General features: G+C 66.2%; 17 protein-coding genes. 11 read left to right on the plus strand and 6 right to left on the minus strand.

Annotated features, from left to right (window positions below; all coding sequences use genetic code 11):
• Positions 1-2: 2 nt before the first annotated feature.
• From ACQY4Y_RS17475 to ACQY4Y_RS17495, 5 genes are all read right to left on the minus strand, one after another.
• Positions 3-581 carry a PqiC family protein gene (locus ACQY4Y_RS17475; protein ID WP_428491862.1) on the minus strand — a complete coding sequence of 193 codons (579 nt, stop codon included), beginning with the start codon at positions 579-581 and terminating at the stop codon, positions 3-5.
• The gene (locus tag ACQY4Y_RS17480; protein WP_428491863.1) at positions 578-1,546 is read right to left on the minus strand and encodes an MlaD family protein; all 969 of its coding nucleotides are present in this window, start codon (positions 1,544-1,546) and stop codon (positions 578-580) included. The genes ACQY4Y_RS17475 and ACQY4Y_RS17480 overlap by 4 nt, the downstream gene beginning before the upstream one ends.
• Positions 1,543-2,451, minus strand: coding sequence for an ABC transporter ATP-binding protein (locus tag ACQY4Y_RS17485; protein WP_428493663.1), 909 nt, complete (start codon positions 2,449-2,451; stop codon positions 1,543-1,545). The genes ACQY4Y_RS17480 and ACQY4Y_RS17485 overlap by 4 nt, the downstream gene beginning before the upstream one ends.
• Before the next feature lie 31 nt (positions 2,452-2,482).
• Entirely contained in the window at positions 2,483-3,637 is a 1,155-nt protein-coding gene (locus tag ACQY4Y_RS17490) for an ABC transporter permease (protein ID WP_428491864.1), read from the minus strand.
• A gap of 211 nt (positions 3,638-3,848) precedes the next feature.
• Positions 3,849-4,655 (minus strand): transglutaminase domain-containing protein, encoded by an 807-nt coding sequence (locus ACQY4Y_RS17495; protein ID WP_428491865.1) that lies wholly within the window; start codon positions 4,653-4,655, stop codon positions 3,849-3,851.
• Between the two features lie 338 nt (positions 4,656-4,993).
• On the opposite strand from ACQY4Y_RS17495, the gene ACQY4Y_RS17500 reads away from it, so the two are divergent.
• The 11 genes from ACQY4Y_RS17500 (at position 4,994) to ACQY4Y_RS17550 (ending at position 14,682) form a co-directional block, all read left to right on the plus strand.
• Complete coding sequence (locus ACQY4Y_RS17500; protein ID WP_428491866.1) at positions 4,994-5,506, plus strand: hypothetical protein; 513 nt, start codon at positions 4,994-4,996, stop codon at positions 5,504-5,506.
• 115 nt (positions 5,507-5,621) lie between these two features.
• Positions 5,622-5,879 (plus strand): hypothetical protein, encoded by a 258-nt coding sequence (locus ACQY4Y_RS17505; RefSeq protein ID WP_428491867.1) that lies wholly within the window; start codon positions 5,622-5,624, stop codon positions 5,877-5,879.
• Complete coding sequence (locus ACQY4Y_RS17510; protein WP_428491868.1) at positions 5,852-5,974, plus strand: hypothetical protein; 123 nt, start codon at positions 5,852-5,854, stop codon at positions 5,972-5,974. The genes ACQY4Y_RS17505 and ACQY4Y_RS17510 overlap by 28 nt, the downstream gene beginning before the upstream one ends.
• 134 nt (positions 5,975-6,108) lie before the next feature.
• A complete protein-coding gene (locus ACQY4Y_RS17515) occupies positions 6,109-6,975 on the plus strand; it encodes a DUF72 domain-containing protein (RefSeq protein WP_428491869.1) in 867 nt (288 codons plus the stop codon).
• Between the two features lie 54 nt (positions 6,976-7,029).
• Positions 7,030-7,821: an NUDIX hydrolase gene (locus ACQY4Y_RS17520; protein WP_428491870.1), complete on the plus strand. Its 792-nt coding sequence runs from the start codon at positions 7,030-7,032 to the stop codon at positions 7,819-7,821.
• Positions 7,822-8,379: 558 nt separating this feature from the next.
• A complete protein-coding gene (locus tag ACQY4Y_RS17525; RefSeq protein WP_428491871.1) occupies positions 8,380-11,148 on the plus strand; it encodes a xanthine dehydrogenase family protein molybdopterin-binding subunit in 2,769 nt (922 codons plus the stop codon).
• The gene (locus tag ACQY4Y_RS17530) at positions 11,145-11,660 is read left to right on the plus strand and encodes a (2Fe-2S)-binding protein (protein WP_428491872.1); all 516 of its coding nucleotides are present in this window, start codon (positions 11,145-11,147) and stop codon (positions 11,658-11,660) included. Before ACQY4Y_RS17525 ends, ACQY4Y_RS17530 begins: the two co-directional genes overlap by 4 nt.
• 93 nt (positions 11,661-11,753) lie before the next feature.
• Positions 11,754-12,371 (plus strand): hypothetical protein, encoded by a 618-nt coding sequence (locus tag ACQY4Y_RS17535; RefSeq protein ID WP_428491873.1) that lies wholly within the window; start codon positions 11,754-11,756, stop codon positions 12,369-12,371.
• 103 nt (positions 12,372-12,474) lie between these two features.
• Entirely contained in the window at positions 12,475-13,584 is a 1,110-nt protein-coding gene (locus tag ACQY4Y_RS17540) for a hypothetical protein (RefSeq protein WP_428491874.1), read from the plus strand.
• 118 nt (positions 13,585-13,702) lie between these two features.
• A complete protein-coding gene (locus ACQY4Y_RS17545) occupies positions 13,703-14,158 on the plus strand; it encodes a hypothetical protein (protein WP_428491875.1) in 456 nt (151 codons plus the stop codon).
• On the plus strand, positions 14,155-14,682 hold the full coding sequence (locus ACQY4Y_RS17550; RefSeq protein ID WP_428491876.1) for a hypothetical protein: 528 nt from the start codon (positions 14,155-14,157) through the stop codon (positions 14,680-14,682). The genes ACQY4Y_RS17545 and ACQY4Y_RS17550 overlap by 4 nt, the downstream gene beginning before the upstream one ends.
• 442 nt (positions 14,683-15,124) lie before the next feature.
• Here the strand turns inward: ACQY4Y_RS17550 and gyrB are convergent, their stop codons facing one another.
• A complete protein-coding gene (gene gyrB, locus ACQY4Y_RS17555) occupies positions 15,125-17,575 on the minus strand; it encodes a DNA topoisomerase (ATP-hydrolyzing) subunit B (protein WP_428491877.1) in 2,451 nt (816 codons plus the stop codon).
• Between the last annotated feature and the right edge of the window lie 40 nt (positions 17,576-17,615).

The raw sequence follows: 17,615 nt of genomic DNA on the forward strand, positions 1-17,615 counted from the left end.
TGTCAACCGCGCCCGATGTTGATCGCGGCGGCCAGGCGGTCCACCAAATGTCCCACCATTGTCACCACGTCACGATCGCTGCCGACTGGCCCGGTAGCACTGAAATGACCCCGAACCGGTACCGTCGCGGCGCCGGCGTCGCGCCGCGCCACCAGCCAGTCGGCATCCAGCGTCGCCACCCCGGCCGCCGTCACGTCCAGCCGCTCGATATTGACCAGCACCCGCAAATTCGCCGCATCGCTCAACGGCCGGTCGGTCACCAGCGCGTCCGGGCGCCGTTCGGCAAGCCGCTGGGTCAGCCGGTCGGTAATGCCCAGCGATAGCCGGCTGGCCCACCTGCCGGAACGGCTGCGTCGCAATATGCTGCCATCGTCGCGCACCACGATGTCCTCGGTGTCCAGCGCGTCGGGAATGCTGACCCGGGCAACCGTGATCACCAGCTTGGTGCGGCCGGCCGGCGACGCATCCACCGCGGTCTGCGGCGCCGAAAGCGTGAACACCGTCAGCGGGGGCGCCCCGCACGAGGCCAACAGCAACACCGCGCAACACGCCCCGGCGATCCGAACGACCGACACCCTCATCGCCGCCGCCCGGTCAGCAGAAGTTGCGGATTATGCTCGACGTCGTTGGCGAAGCCGCGCAGCGACGCCGCGGCGGCGGCCAGATCGCGCAATGTCGATTCAAGGTTGGCGCGCGACGCCGCGCGGTTCGAGGTCAGCCCCCTGACGTCACCCAGCAAGTCGCGCACCTGCGTCATCGTCTGGTTGGACGACGCCAGCAGCGTTTGCAACTCGGCGCCGCGCTGATTGAGCTGCCGATCGCCGCTGCTGGCAAGCTGCCCGATCGAGCCCAGCGTGCTGTCCAGCTTGGCCTGCAAGTCCCGGATCGCCTGGTTGGTGGTGTCCACCGTCTGGGTCGACCGGTTCGATGTCGCGGTCAGGCTCTCGACCAGCGGCGGCAGGTCCTTGTTCAGCTTCTCGGCCAGCCCGCGCAGGCTCTGCAACGTCGCGGTGGCGTTGTCGGCCAACTCGCGCAACGGCAATTGACTGAGTTGCTCCTGCGCCTTCTGCAGGGTGGATTGCCGCGTCGGAATCTCCGGCAGGCTGGCAATGTCGGGGTGCAGCACCGGCGCCGAGGTCGGGTCGAAATCCAGATCGATCTGCGATTGGCCGGTGACGAAGCTCTGCACGTTCAATTCGGCCCGCAGGCCCCGTTTGATCAACGCCGGCAGATCGACGTCGCTGTTGGCCGCCTGGCGGGTGATCAGGGCGTGGCCGGGTTCCAATCGCACGGTTACCGGAATGTAGGCCACACTGGTCTTCGGGTCGAACTCGATGCCGATACTCTCGACCGCGCCGACCGGCACGCCGCGAAAGGTCACCGGGGCGCCCACCGACAAGCCTTTGATCGAGTTCTGAAACACGATCGCCGCTCGGATGCTGGGATTGAACAGACTGAACTTGCCGAACATCACGATGGCGGCCAGCGCCAGAACGATGCCGCCCAGAACGAAGGCGCCGACCGCTGTTTGCTTATTGGCGTTCATGGCTTGCCGCGGTCTCCACTGGGCTGGGCTTCGGCATTTCGGGCTTCACCATCTCGGGCTTCGGCACCCGTGGCTTCGGACCCCAGGGTTTCGCCGCCCAGGGTTCCGCCGCCCAGGGCTTCGGGACGCTCGCGCCGCATGAACGCCTCCACCTGCGGGTCGGGGCAACTATCACGCAACACTCGCGGCGAGCCATGCGCGACCGCGGTCTTGGTCTCGGCATCCAGGAACACCCCATCATCGGCGATCGCGAACAGGCTGGGCAGCTCGTGGCTGACGATGACGATGGTGGCACCCAGCCCGTCGCGCAGATTGAGGATCAGATCGTCCAGCCGGCTCGAAGTGATCGGGTCCAGCCCGGCCGAGGGCTCGTCGAAGAACAGCACATCGGGGTCGAGCGCCAGCGCCCGCGCCAGCCCGGCCCGCTTGCGCATGCCCCCGCTCAGCTCCGAGGGCAACTGCTCGACCGCGTGTTCCATCCCAACCAGACTGAGCTTCAGCCGCACCAGCCGGCCGATCGCTGCATCCGAAAGCCGAGTGAACATGCGCAGCGGCAGCGCCACGTTCTCGCCGACCGAAAGCCCGCTCCAGAGCGCGCCGCTTTGGAACAGCACGCCGAACCGCCGCCCAGTCGCGGTGCGCTCCGCGGCGCTGCCTGCCCAATAGTTCCGGCCATCCACCAGGATAGACCCGGTGGCCGGGCGCAGCAGACCGATCATCGCCTTCAGCACCGTGCTCTTGCCGCAGCCGCTGCCGCCCATCACTGCGAAGATGCTGCCCCGCCCCACGTCGAACGACAGCTCGCGCTGGATCACCTTGGGGCCGAACGCCAGGGTGACGCCGCGCACCGACAACAGCGCATCCGCGCCGGCATCCGAAGCATCAGCCTGGTCACGCCGCGATATCACCGTCCGATCACTTTACAGTCCGGCCACTTTACAGTCCGACCACGTTGGCCAATACCGCGAACAGCGAGTCGAGAGCGATCACCCCGACAATGCCGGTGACCACGGCGCGGGTTGCTGCGCTGCCGACATCGGCGGCGCTGCGCCCAGCCTTGAGCCCGATGCGGCAACTGGTCACCCCGATCAGGATGGCGAAGGCGATCGATTTCACGAAGCCGAACGCGAATTGGTCGAACCCGATCGCCCCTAGCGTCTGGTTCAGGTAGCCCGGTCCGGTGACGTTCAGCATGGCGATCGATACCACGAAGCCGCCCATCATGCCGACCAGGCAGCCATACAGATAAAGCAGCGGCATGGTGAAAACCAACGCCAGGATCGAGGGCAGCACGATGTAGTCCGAAACCGGAATGCCGAATACCTGCAGCGCGTCGATCTCCTCGTTGCCCTGCATGGTGGCGATGCGCGCGGCATAGGCGCCCCCGGTTCGCCCGGCCATGACGATCGCCGTCATCACCGCCGCCATCTCGCGCACCAGCGCCAGCCCGACCAGGTTCGCCACGTAGATGTCGGCGGCGAACTTGCGCAGTTGCACGGCGCCGACGAAAGCCAGGATGGCGCCGATCAGGAAGTTGACCACGCTGATGATGATCAGCGCCGAGGGGCCGGCGTCGCGGATATTGGCGAACAGATCGACCGCGCGCATGCGGGCCCGTCCGCTCAGCGCCCGCGCGCCGCCGCTCGTGGTGTCGCCGAGAAGGATGCTCAGCACGCCGATCTCGGTCAGCACGCCAATGGTCTGCCCACCCAGCCAGGTCAGCGGGCGGAACCGCCGGCGCGGCGCCGTTCGCCGCTCCGCCAGCCGGTCGGGCAGCAAACCCAGCAACTTGCGGGCCGACTCCGGCAGGCCGGTGGTGTCGATGCCGACATCCTGGTCGTTGGCGGCACGCCGGACGTCCCACAGGAACGCGATCAGGCCGCTATCCCAGCGCCCGACGCCGGTGATATCCAGCACCAGGGTCTCACGACCAGTCTGGCTGTCGCCGCGTTGACCGAGCGCGGTGTCGAAGAAGTCGGGGATGCGGCCGGACTGGGCCAGCCAGTCACCGGTCAAGGTCAGGATCGCTCGGCCATCCAGCGGTTGGACCTGCCATGCCGGCGGCAAGGCTGAGCGGTTCGGAGGAATCAAGCAGTCGTCATCCGGTCCGGAAGCATATCAAGGCCCGACCGATCCGGCCGAGGCCGAACCGGTGGCGCAAGTCGGCGCATCAAGCACGACGCGGGGCTGCGGGCAAGCCGCGCGCGAGGCGGACGGCCCGGCGGAGGCGCGATACGCTCAGGGAATTGGCACATTATCGGCCAGCGAATTTGATTCGTGCTGGTAAGTTTTCGAGTTCTCGTCAAGCCACCTCGTCGGTCACCACGTTGAAGCCCGCCAGCGTGCTGGGGCCGAAAATCGTCGACAACGCCACGTCGGTGGCATCGCGTCCGCGCGCCATCAGGATCCGCCCGATGCGCGGCGTGTTGTGGCGCGCGTCGAAGGTGTGCCAGTGGCCGCCCAGATAGGCCTCGAACCAGGCGCTGAAATCCATCGGCGCATCGACCGGCGGGATGCCGATATCGCCCAGGTAGCCGGTGCAATAACGCGCCGGAATGTTCATGCAGCGGCACAGCGTGATCGCCAGGTGCGCGAAGTCGCGACAGACCCCGCGGCCCTCGGCGTGGCCGGCAAACGCTGAGCGGGTCGGGTCGGCGTGGTGATAGCCGAACTCGATCCGGTTATGCACGTAATCGCAGATCGCCTGCACCCGCGGCCAACCCTCCTGGGTCTGCCCGAACAGCGACCACGCCAGGTCGGTCAGCCGATCCGTCTCGCAATAGCGGCTGCCCAGCAGGAACATCAGCGCATCGTCGGGCAGGTCCTGGATGGCATGCTGCGGCGCCTGCGGCAGCACCGCGTCATGCGTGCCGGGGTCGCTAACCACGAACTCGGTCGAAATCCGCAACTGGCCGGCCGGCGCCACGATGCGGTGGCAGATATTGCCGAAATCGTCGCGATATTCGCTCGCCTTGATCGGCGGGTCGAACCAGATCCGATGCGGTCCGATGACATCGGACATGCGCGACGGGTGCACGCTCAACGCCAGCAACATCGGCGTCGGCTGAGGGCACTGGTAGGTAATGTCGAAGCCGGCGTTGATCTGCACGAGGGGGGTCTCCGGCGAGGGTTTGATTAACTGAACCGAATGGTCAGCGCCTGTTCAGCAAGCTGCCATACTGCACAATCCTCGGCCCATGGGCGCTGCGTTTGCACGCGGGGCGGGCATTTCGCCACACGTTAACGCGAGGTTAGCCGGTGGTCTCGGCCTGATGCCGCAACATCCGGGCCCCGCACGCCGATCCGCATCGCGCTGAACGCGTTACCACCCCGGAACCTAAACGCGTTCGGGAATCCGATACGCAGCGAAAACCCTTACGCGGCGAAACCCGCAATCAGAAATCCACAAGCAGCGGAAAACCCAAACCTCATCGGAAGGAGTTCAAAATGCCGGACACCATCGCCGAGATCGCCCAACGTCACGGCTTCAGCGCCGACGCCGCTCGCGCGGCGGCCGAGGCGCTGCGCCACGGCGGCGGCCGGATGGCGCAGTTCGACCATCCGGAACTCGGCGGCATGGGCCAGTGGGCCGCCGGCGGCATGCTGATGATCGGCGAAATGTCCAACCACGCACTGAAGGCGCGAGTCGACGCACTGTGCCGCGACCTGGCCGCGATGCCCGGCCCGGCACCGGCGGCGGGACAATATCCCGCTCGGACCGGTCAGTGGTGGCCCTCGAACCTGGGCCGCGCGTCAGCCACCGGCGAACAGAACGACATGCGCTACGCCTGCTTCCCCGATCAACGCCGCCTCGCGGTGATGCAGAACGGCCAGGTCCGCCTCTATGACACCGGCCAGCATCGCATCCTCGGCGTCTCGCAGCAGCAGAGCGGCGAGCAGATCCTGTGCTTCACCAGCCAGATCGGGACGGTGCGGCTGCAGGATCTGCAACCGATGTGACGCCCATCGCCGCTCCGCCTACCTCCGCGCAGCCATACGTGTTTTGCAATGCTGAAGCCTATCCTGCCCGGAGAAATGAATTCTAAGTTAGCCGACCGGCAAAGAAGCACACTTCATGATCATCGCGCCGATCGCAAAAGCCTGCTCCGGCCGGCTGCACTACGCCTGGATCACCCTGGCCGTGGTGTTCACCGCCATGCTGGCCGGCGTCGGCGTGCGCGCGGCGCCCGGGGTGATGATCGTGCCGCTGCAGCAAGCATTCGGCCGCGACGCCCCATCATCGTGTCGTGGATCTTCGCCGCCCACCAGGTCGGCGGAGCCATGGCGGCGTTCGGCGCCGGTGCCGTGCGCAGCCTGTCCGGCAGCTACCTGATCGCCTTCGTCGCCAGCGGGTTGGCCTGCCTGCTGGCCTCGATGCTGGTGTTGCGCATGTCGCCGCGTGGCGCCCCGATCGCCGCCGCGGAGTAGCCTCGCACCCTCGCGCGACGCGACCAAGGCGCCAGATCGCGGTCGCACGAACGGCTCGATAGGGTAAGATTTCCCCCGCGCGGCGAATTGTGCGGTGATCTGCCCATGCCCCCCCTCGCGACCCTCGATCGAACATGACCGCCGGGGTGATCCGCGTCGGCATCTCCGGCTGGACCTATGCCCCCTGGCGCGGCGTGTTCTACCCCAGCCACGTCAAGCGCGAGCAGGAACTGGCCTACGCCGCCGGCCAGGTCCGCGCCATCGAGATCAACGGCACGTTCTACGCCATGCAGCGCCCCGAGGTGTTCGCCAGTTGGGCCGAGCAGGTGCCCGCCGAGTTCGTCTTCGCGGTCAAGGCGCCGCGCTATATCACCCATGTCCTGCGGCTGCGCGACGCCCAGGTCGCGGTGGCCAACTTCATCGCCTCAGGGCTGCTGCGGCTGGGCGTGCATCTGGGCCCGATCCTGTGGCAGTTGCCGGCCAATTTCCGCTTCGACCCGCCCCGCATCGAGCGTTTCCTCAAGCTGCTGCCACGCGACACCGGCCACGCCGCGGCGCTCGGCCGCAACCACGACAACCGCCTGCGCGCCCCCGCCTGGCTCGAGGTCGACATCCGCCGCCCGATGCGCCACGCCCTCGAGATCCGCCACGACAGCTTTCGCTGCGCCGAGTTCATCGAACTGCTGCGCGCCCACGACGTCGCCCTGGTGTGCGCCGATTCGGTAGCCTGGCCGCGACTGATGGATGTCACCGCCGATTTCGTCTACTGCCGCCTGCACGGCTCGCGGGAACTCTACGCCAGCGGCTACGACCATGCCGCGCTCGACGAATGGGGCCAGCGCAGCAAGGTCTGGGCCCGCGGCGAGGAGCCGAAATCCACCGACCGCGTCGGTGGTAAGGCCAGGGCACGCAAGCGCGACGTGTTCGTGTTTTTTGACAATGACATGAAGGTGCGCGCTCCGGCCAACGCAATGGAGCTGATTCGCCGCCTGCGCGCGTGACCGCTGGGCCATGCGCGGCTAACCTCGGATCTCGACATCGGACAGGACAAGATCATGGAAGCACCCGCCAGACCCGCCGCCACCATCATGCTGCTGCGCGACGGGCCGGACGGAATCGAGGTGTTCATGGTCGTCCGCCATCACGCCATCGACTTCGCCGCCGGCGCCCTGGTGTTCCCCGGCGGCCGGGTCGAGGAATCCGATCAGGAACTGGCCGCCGGGGCCTGCCCGAATCCCGCCCGGCTGGATCCCGAGGCGCTGGCATTCCGGGTCGCGGCGATCCGCGAGACCTTCGAGGAATGCGGCGTGCTGCTCGCCCGTCCGCTCGGATCCGACGCGCTCATCGATGCCGCCACCCTGAAACGGCTGGAGGATCAGCACCGCGCCGCGCTCAACGCCGGCTCGATCGGCTTCGACGCCGTGCTGGGGTCCGAGGGCCTGCTGCCGGCGCCCGACCTGCTGGTGCACTTCGCCCATTGGATCACCCCCTCGACCCAGCCGAAACGCTACGATACGCATTTCTTCCTGGCCGAGGCGCCGATTGAACATCTGGCGGTGCACGACGGCCGCGAAGCCGTCGAATCGGTCTGGATCACCCCGGCTCGAGCCTTGGCCGACACCGAGGCGGGCCGCTTCAAGCTGGTGTTCGCCACCGCCAAGAACCTGGAAAAGCTCGGCCGCTCACGCAACGTGCACCAAGCCATGCAGACCGCGCGCGGCGCCAGCGTGGTGACCGTGCAACCCAAAGGCAGCAAGCTCGACGGCAGCAAGCGCCTGCTGCGCATCCCGCAGGAAGCCGACTACGGCGGCACCGAATTCATCGTCGATTTCATGCCGGCATCGTAAACGTCACCCGCCCACTCCCGCACGCCGCGCCCCGAGCTTCGCTCGACGACCCTCCGAAGCGCTTCTCGGACATCCGGTTGAACGTCGGCATCTCCATGAAGCCGCCGCGCAATGCAATATCCGAGACATCCCGGTGTCGCGACCGGATAGTCTCGATCGGTCGGGTGAAATCAGCCATGCAAAGGTCATCGCAGCGCAGCCTGTTCTGGCGCATGGCTTAGCTGGGTCGAGCCCCCGCGACCGACCAGGTCGATGATGATCTCATCGCAGTCATCCTTCCTCAAACGCTGACCGTCGCGGCGCGTGTGGATCGCGTCCGACGCATGGCCCACGAAGTCACATCCGCCGCCGGACCGTCAGCGTAACGGCTCTGTCCGGCGCCTCGCGCCGTTCGCCAGGCGGCGACACAGGATCAAGCGTGAACCCAGAAACCGAGACGCCATGCCTATCGATCCGCATAGGAAAAGAGCCTTAGTCATAATTATAATGGTATGCAAATGGTGTACTTCGGTCTAAAGCAACGGTTCGGTAGCGAGCTGATTCCTTTTTGGATACGACATGATGCGGTTCTCGCGGCGCGAGTTGATCAAATGGGGCACGGTCAGCGGTATCGCGCTCAGCATGACCCGGCTCGCCGACGCAGCGATTCCAAGCTTCCTCGAACGCGAGACCCTGCCGGGTCGGGGGATCCGCCATCCCGCCCTCGGCCGTGTCGACGGGGTCGCCAAGGTGACCGGCGCCAAGCTCTACGCATCAGACTTTCGCAGCCCTGATCTGCCCGGCTGGCCCGCCGAGACCCATCACGCGCTCCTGGTGCGCTCACCCGATGCCAGCCATGTGTATCAAGGCCTCGACCTCGACCGCCTCGCCAGGATCGCCAGGCCGGCCGTGGTCATCACCGCGCCGGATATCACCCGCATCGGCGCGCGCGTCCCCGAGTTCTACGCCGGCGATCTGTTCTGCCCGCCCGGCACCACACCGCTCTACCTCGGCCAGCCGGTCGCGCTGCTGATCTTCGACAGCTTCGACGATTATGACCGCTCCCGGGTCGCCATGCGGGACGGCAACTATCTGCATTTCGGTGCCGAGACCGGCCCGGTGGCGGGCCCCAACTACGGCGCCTTCCGCTTCACCCGCGTCGCCGGCCCCACCCCGGACGCGCCGGACGTCTATTCCCCGATCCAGGAGGGCTGGATCAGCCCCGGCTTCGTTGAGAGCAATGGCAGGCCCGTCTGGCAGGTGCTGCCGGACGCCAAGGGCCCCGAATACGTCAAAGGCGCCACCCACGGCGCCGCGATACGCCACCAGCTCGCCAAACCCGATCCGGCGCTGCTGGTGCTCGATCGCTCGTTCCAGACCCAGTCGATCGACCCGATGTTCCTCGAGCCCGAAGCCGGCATGGGCTACTTCGAGCCAACCGCCAAAAAGCTCGAGATCGTGCTCGGCGTGCAGTCGCCCTTCGAGGCGGCAAGCGCCATCGCCACCCTGCTGGGCGAAGCCATCGCGGACTTCAAGCCGGCCCGCATCGACGGCCAGTTCTGCTATGTCGGCGGCGGCTTCGGCGGCCGCGACCACACGCCGTTTCCGCTCTACGTCGCCCTGGCGGCGATGTTCTTACCCGGCCGCGCCGTGCGGCTCGCGCATGACCGCTTCCAGCAGTTCCAGGGCGGCATCAAGCGCCACGCCTTCAAGATCCGCAACCAGATCGCGGTCGACCGAGCCAGCGGCCGGATCACCGCCTTCGCCGCCGACCACGTGCTCGATGGCGGCGGACTGATGAACTATTCGGTCAGCGTCGCCGTGGTGGCGGCGACCGGTGCCATCGGCATGTACGACGTGCCAAAGGTCGATGTGACCACTGTCGCCGAACATACCCGCGGCGTCACCGCCGGCTCGATGCGCGGCTACGGCACGGTGCAGGGCCTGACCGCGCTGGAAACCCTGATCGATGAGGTCTGCACGACCCTGCAACTCGACCCGATCGAATTCCGCCGCCGCAACGCGCTCAAGGTCGGCGGCCGCACGCTGACCGGCAATCCGCTGTCGGTCTCGGTGCGCGCCCCGGAAATCCTCGATCGGCTCGACCGCCACCCGATCTGGCGTCAGCGCGCGGCGGAAAAAGCCAAGGCGCGGCCTGGCTTCCTCATCGGCACCGGCGTCGCCTGCGCCAGCAAGGACTACGGCACCGGCGCCGACTGCTCGCTCGGCACCGTCGAGATCGATGCCGAAGGCCGCGTCTCCATCCACGGAGACGCTGTGGAGATGGGCAACGGCATCGGCACCGCGCTCGCCAACCGTGTCGCCGGCCATATCGGCGCCCAGGCCGAGGCGGTCACAGTCGCCCAGGTCGGCGTGTTTGATGCGCTCGGCCTGGTCACCTCCGGCGATCCCTATTCAATGACCCAGAAAGAACAGGACAAGGCGGCGGCCCTTCCGCGCTGGGTTCCGTCCATCTCCTCGGCCACCAGCGCCTCGATCGGCGCCCACGTCGGCACCCAGGCGGCGGCCGAGGCGGCGCGCGTGGTGTTCCGCTTCGGCTTGTGGCCTGCCGCGCTGGCACTCTGGGGCATCGCACCGGCCGATCCGCGCGCCCTGCAATGGCGCGACGCCTTCTGGCAGGATCAGATGCTCGTGCTCTCTGGCCTGTTGCCCTTGCCGTTGAAAGCGATTGCCGCCGAGGCGCACCGCCAGGGCGGCGTCACCGCTGCCATGACCCACGCCTTTTCGCGCTGGGCCTGGTCGCAGGCCAGCTTCAGCCTTCAGGGCGAAGAATGGTCCGCCGATATCGACGCCCTGGCGGTGCGCCGCGGCGCCGGCCCATTCCAGGTGCTCGACCGCAAGGCGGCGGCGTTTCCCCCCACCGAATATAACCGCATCGGCACCGCCTTCGCCTCCATGTGCGGCACCACGGTGCGCGTCGAGATCGAGTGCGCCACCGGCGCACTGCGCATCGCCAAGGCCTACAGCGTCGTCGAATGCGGCGAGGCGCTGGTGCCGCAGATCGTGCTCGGCCAGGCACAAGGCGGCTTCGCCATGGGCGTCGGCCAGGCGCTGCTGGAATTCCTCCCGCCGTTCGAGGACGGTCCCGGCAATGGCAACTGGAACCTCGGACGCTACGTGGTGGCCCGCGCCTCTGACCTGCCGCTGCACGATCTCGAGATCGACATCCTGCCGCCGCTGTCACCGCGCGAGCCACCCAAGGGCATGGCCGAGGTGGTGATGATCCCCGTCGTCCCCGCCCTGCTCAACGCGATCCGCGACGCCACCGGCCACCGTTTCCAATCCCTGCCGGTGACCGCGGCGATGATCAAGGGAGTGCTCGCGTGACCGCGCTCAGCCTGACCATCAATGGCCGCACCGTCGGCCCGATCGAGGTGTGCGACGACCTCTCGATGAACGATTTCCTCCGCGAGGTGCTGGGCATGACCGGCACCAAGTTCGGCTGCGGCGCCGCCCAGTGCCTCAGCTGCGCGGTGATCGTCGATGCTGACGATGGCAGCAGCGCCACCAGGCCGACCTGCATCGCCGCTGCCCTCGACTTCCAGGGCGCCAGGATACGCACCGTCGAGAGCCACGCCGCGTCCGGCGTGCTCACAAAGCTGCAGGTCAGCTTCATCGAGCATTTCGCCTTTCAATGCGGCTATTGCACGCCGGGCTTCCTCAATGAGGCGCAGGTGCTGCTGGAACGGCTTGCCAGGACGCCGATCGCCCGAGAGGACGTCGAGCGCACCATCGCCGAGGCGCTGGACGGCCATCTGTGCCGCTGTTCCGGATACGTAAAGTACCATCAGGCGGTGCGCGAGGTCGTCCTGGCCGACCCCTCCCGTTATCTCGCCTAGGAGATGATCGTGCGAGGCGGACCATATGAGCCCGGTAAACCATGCGATAACGCAAGGAAACCAGGTCCCGCCGCGCCGGGCAGGATTGCAACGATGACGCAATGGCGGCTTCGCGCGCTCATCGTGGTCACCCTGCTAGCGGCTGCATTTGCCCCTCGCTCTGTTGCTCGCTCGGTGCTGCCCAGCGATGCAAAAACCCTGGCCGCGCCTGCCGATTTCGCCTCCATCGCCGATCCCAAGGCGCGCTCGGCAGCCTATTTCACCGAGTTGGGCAAGGTGCTGACCAATCCGCGCTGCACCAACTGCCACCCGCGCACCGACCGGCCGCGCCAGGGCGACGAGGCGAGGCTGCACCAGCCGCCGGTGTTTCGTGGCGCCGACGGCTTCGGGTTGCCGGCGATGCGCTGCACAAGCTGCCATCGCAACGCCAATTTCGACCCCGCCCGCATGCCCGGGCACAAGGAATGGCATCTCGCACCCGCCGAGATGGCCTGGGAAGGCAAATCCGTCTCCGAGATCTGCGCCCAGATCAAGGATCCCAAGCGCAACGGCGGCCGCTCGTTGCACGATCTGGTCGTGCATATCGGCACCGATTCCCTGGTCGGCTGGGCCTGGGCACCCGGGGCTGGTCGCACGCCGGCGCCGGGCACGCAGAAACAGGCCGGCGCCCTGGTCGAAGCCTGGGCCGAAAGCGGCGCCGCATGCCCGTAACGCAGCTCGAAATCCCGGCCGCCACCGCGGTGGCCTTCGACTGGATAACGTGGGCGACGGTCAGATCGCCGGAATTGGAGAATCCCCGGAATTGGAGAAACCGATGAAGAACTGGCTCAAGACGAACGCGTTGCTGTCGGCCGTGGTTTGCGCCGCCGCGACCCTCGGCTCTGCCTGCGCCCAGACCCAGTCCACCGTTCCGGACTACATGAATGTCATTGTCGGCGCGAAGGTGCCCGATGCCGCCGCCAGTGCGAAGCAGAACATCCTGGCTCTCAACGCCGGCATGTTCGAGCTCTATGGCGAAGCCGGCACCCTGGTGCAGAGCAGCATGCTGGCGCAGCACCCGGTGATCCTCGGCCTGTTCTCCGGCGCGGGAGGACGCTTCATCCTCTATCGGCCGGGTCAGCCGCCGCTGGAGGGGCCGCCGGTGCCCGAGGTCTATCAGTTGCTCAAATCGGTCGGCCACAGTGTCATGGCGTTGGGCGTCGTGGTGGGGCCGCATATCGGCAAGCAGCATGACGTCTCGTTCCAGCCCTCGCTGCTCGCCTACCGGGAACGGCTGAAGGCGGCGCAGGCAAGCCTCGACAACACCAGCATGCCGGTCGAATGGCGCGACAACAATCGCGCGCTGATCGCCGAGAACATCGCGTTCATCGACAAGGTCACCGCCGGCCAGACCGTCAGCTTCGCCGATATGCAGGATTTCGCCGCCAAGCAAAAGGATCGTTTGAAACTAGACATCAAATGGGCCGCCGATACCCAGGTAAAGCACTGGATGGGCGTGCTAGCGGATTGGAAAAAGCAGCTCGGCCCTGACTGGAGCAAGCTCTATGCCGCCAGCAATACGATCTATGTAGCCCGGCAGAATAACGTTCTGTTCAGCATCCTCGCCCAGTTCTTCGGCCCGAACGACATCAATTCGCGGCTCATCCTGATCGAAACGGTCTCGTTCACCTCGACCCCGCAGGACATGCTGGAGTCGCTCACCCGCATCATCGCTGATCGCACGGTAGGCGAAACGTTCTTCCACAGCCGCTATCTGATGGATTACGAGCTGATGGGTGGCGACGCCCGCGACAGCATCGAAGCCGAGACCAAGGCGCGCGGCATGACCACAAATCTTCCGCCCAAGGTGCCATTCGGCTCGCACCAATGGCCAACCCTGGTCACGCCCGGCCCCGGCCCGACCTCGCTCGCCGATCTGCCATGATGCCGGCGGGGCCCGCTTCGGGGAGGTCTGTTCCGGCCAAGCCCAGGCTCGGCTTGACATCCGACAATCCCACACCGAGCGCCCGACGCATGATCAAGTCTGACGCATGATCAAATCCATGGCCGTGCGTTGCCGCTCCTGGCTTTCGCGCGGCGCGCCCCGAGCACTGCTGCTCGGTCAACTCGCCGTGCTGGGGATGATCGCTCCGCAACCGGCTTCGGCACAAACCGCACCGGACTGGCTGACCGGTCTGCCGCGCGAGGACTTGCATGTGAAAGCATGGCCAGGCAACAAGAAGGTTGCCGTGATCTTCGTGCTTTATGTCGAGGTATGGGGCCCTGGCCGCGGCCCGAACCTGCGCGACGACATGACCTCGCGTGACCCCGACGTAGTGAACGGTGCGTTTCGGCAATACGCCATCGAATGGGGACTACCACGCGTCGGCCGACTTTTCCGGGAACAAGGCGTACCCCTCAGCTTCGCGCTCAACGCCCTGTTCCCCTCCAGCTATCCCAGGTCTGGCGGGAGCTCCGCGCCACCGCGCCGCGCGCGCCGATCCTCGGCCACGGCATGAACAACTCGACGCAACTGCTCCCGCTTACCCAGGGCCTCGCCGCCCAGGAGGCCTACATCAAGCGCACGCTCGACATGATCGAGCGCGACACCGGGGAGCGGCCCATCGGCTGGTCCAGCCCCAGCGTCTACCCAAACATCGACACGTTTTCCGCGACCACGGCGGAAGGCATTCGTTACACGCTGGACGGGATGGATTCAGATGTCTTATCGCTGTTGCACTCGCCGTCCGGGCCACTGCTGCAAATTCCTTATCCGGCAGTAACGGTCGACATGGGCCACTACCTCACGCGTGGCCTGGAACCGGTCGATCTTGAGCGACTCTGGATCGACTACGTCACCGAACCAGCCCACGAAGTAACCGCTGATCCGCGCCGCGAGGCAACCGTGGTCGCCATCGGCCTGCATCCGTTCGTCGTCGGCACCCCGTCCGGCGCGCTCGCGATGCGCCGGGTGTTGCAGGCGATAAAGAAACTCGACGCCGTATGGCTCACCGACACACGCGCACTGTTCGATACATTATAATGGCCCTTTATCGCGAGCACATAGGCCACGCCCTAACTCTGGACGGTATGGTTACAACCTCGTGGTTTCTGAACAAGGCGCTATCCCAGGAGCACGCGGACGCAATGCTCAAAACGCTGCCTGGATACAATGGCCTTCGACAAGGCAGAAAGACCTCCGAGAGACAGTTTGCATATAGTTACAATTCTGCTGAGAAGACTACGATGGTCGCCTTGTCTCAATTTCATCAAGGTCTTTACGTTTTCACGCTGCAACCTGCCCGAGCTTTATAAAGTTTTAGCGATCTGGCCAAAGTCAGTTTCGAACAAGCCCGGAGATCTTCGCAAGATCCTCTCAGGACCCCAGGCGGAGGAGTGGCGGTGCCTATACAGAGGCTCGCTCTTTCCGTTACGGCAGGAGCTATGATCAGGTGCTGAGAGATTGTCCCAGAATCGCCAGCACCCTAAACATCCAAATTCGCTACCTTCAACGCATTCCCCACGATGAAGTCCCGCCGCGGTTCCACCACGTCGCCCATTAGCGTGCTGAACACCTGCGCGGCATCCTCCGAATCGCCCACCTTAACCTGCAGCAAGGTCCGCACCTGCGGGTCCAGCGTGGTCTGCCAGAGCTGATCGGGGTTCATCTCCCCCAGCCCCTTGAAGCGCTGCACCGACAGTCCGCGCCGGCCGTGCGCGATAATGCGGTCATAGGTTGTTGCCGGGCCGGCCACCGACGGCTCCTGCGAATCCAGCTTCAGTTTAGCCGGGACGCTGAAGCGCTGGGCCAGCGCGGTGGCGCGTTCCGCCAGCCAGCGCGCCTCGGCGCTGCGCAGGGCAGACGGTTCCAGGGCATAGCGTTCGGCCACGCCGCGCACGGTGCGCGACAGCGTCAGGCCGTGGTCGGCGCTGACCACCCAGCCTTGTTCGGTCGGCAAGGAGACCGCGTTCAGGCGGGTCGCGAATTCCGGCGCGGCGGCGGTGGCGCGGACCGCGTCGGGGGTCAGCACGCCGGCGATCGCCGCCTGTTCAAGCAACGCGACCGGAATGACCGAGGACAGCCGCTTTAGGTTGTTGGACGCCTCGCGCAGCAGGTTGACCTCGCGCCGCAGGTCGTCCTTTTCATGCACGTCGCCGTTGGCGTAGGTCAGACGCGCGTCGGCCAGGGCCTTGTCCAACAGGAAGGATTCCAGCGCGTTGTCGTCCTTCAGATAGCGCTCGTCGTTGCCGCGCTTGGCGCGATACAGCGGCGGCTGGGCGATATATAGATGCCCGCGCTCGATCAGGTCGCGCATCTGGCGGAAAAAGAAGGTCAGCAACAGCGTGCGGATATGCGAGCCGTCGACGTCGGCGTCGGTCATGATGACGATGCGATGGTAGCGCAGCTTGGCGGCGTCGAAGCCGCCCTGTTCGACCGCGCCAGGGCCGATACCGGTGCCCAGCGCGGTGATCAGCGTGCCGATTTCCTGGCTGCCCAGCATGCGATCGAAGCGGGCGCGCTCGACATTCAGGATCTTTCCCTTCAGCGGCAGGATCGCCTGGAACTTGCGGTCGCGCCCCTGTTTGGCGGACCCGCCGGCGCTGTCACCCTCGACGATGAAGATTTCGCACTTGGCGGGGTCGCGTTCCTGGCAGTCGGCCAGCTTGCCGGGCAGGGTGGAGACATCCAGCACGCCCTTGCGCCGGGTCAGTTCGCGCGCTTTGCGGGCGGCCTCGCGCGCGGAGGCGGCGTCCATCACCTTCTGGATGATGCCCTTGGCCTCTTTCGGATGGGTCTCGAACCAGTGCGACACGGCATCGGCGACCGCGGCCTGGACCACCGGCTGAACTTCCGACGAGACCAGCTTGTCCTTGGTCTGGGAGGAGAATTTCGGGTCCGGCACCTTGACCGACAGCACCGCGGTCATGCCCTCGCGCATGTCCTCACCGACCAGTTCGAGCGAATCCCTCTTGCCCATGCCCTGGGCGTATTTCGTCACCACGCGGGTCAGCGCCTGGCGGAAGCCGGCGAGGTGGGAGCCGCCGTCACGTTGGGAAATATTGTTGGTGAAGCACAGCATCGTTTCATGGAAACTGTCATTCCATGACAGCGCGAATTCCGCTCGGATGCCCATTTGGTCATCGGCGGTGCGCAGGCTGATCGGTGGCGTGAACACCGCCACCTTGGAACGGTCCAGCCACTCGACGAAGGCCACCAGCCCGCCATCGTAACGCATGACGCTTTCCACGGCCGGCGAATGACGCTCGTCGCGCAGCACGATGGTCATCCCGGAGTTGAGGAAGGCCAGCTCGCGAAGCCGGCGTTCCAACAAGGTGTAGTCGAACTCGGTCTTGGTGAAGGTGCCGGGGCTGGGTTTGAAGGTGACCTCGGTGCCGCTGCCGCGATCGGCTGGGCCGACGATTTCCAGTGGGCCGTCGGGGTCGCCGTGCTGGAAGCGGATGCGGTGCTGCTGCCCGAGGCGCCAAATCCTCACCTCCATCCATTCCGACAGCGCGTTCACCACGGCGGCGCCGACGCCGTGCAGGCCGCCGGACACCTTGTAGGAGTTCTGGTTGAACTTGCCGCCGGCGTGCAGGCGGGTCAGTACCACCTCGGCCGCCGAGATGCCTTCTTCCTGATGGATATCGGTCGGGATGCCGCGTCCGTCATCGCGCACGGTGACGCTGCCGTCGCCGTTCAGGGTCAGTTCGACGCGGGCGGCAAAGCCGGCCTGGACCTCATCGACCGCGTTGTCGATGATCTCAAACGCCATGTGATGAAGCCCCGAACCGTCGTCGGTATCGCCGATGTACATGCCCGGGCGGCGGCGCACGGCGTCGAGGCCCCTGAGCACCGAGATCGAGGCGGCATCGTAGGCTTCGGGGTCGGACCCAGAGGAGTCGGAATCGGGGGGCGGCGCGGCGTTGTCGGACATGCCGGGGGGGCGACTCCATGCGGTGCGATTGATACTCTAG

It is taken from the genome of Rhodopila sp., assembly GCF_965277165.1.
In the GTDB taxonomy this organism is placed as follows: domain Bacteria; phylum Pseudomonadota; class Alphaproteobacteria; order Acetobacterales; family Acetobacteraceae; genus Rhodopila.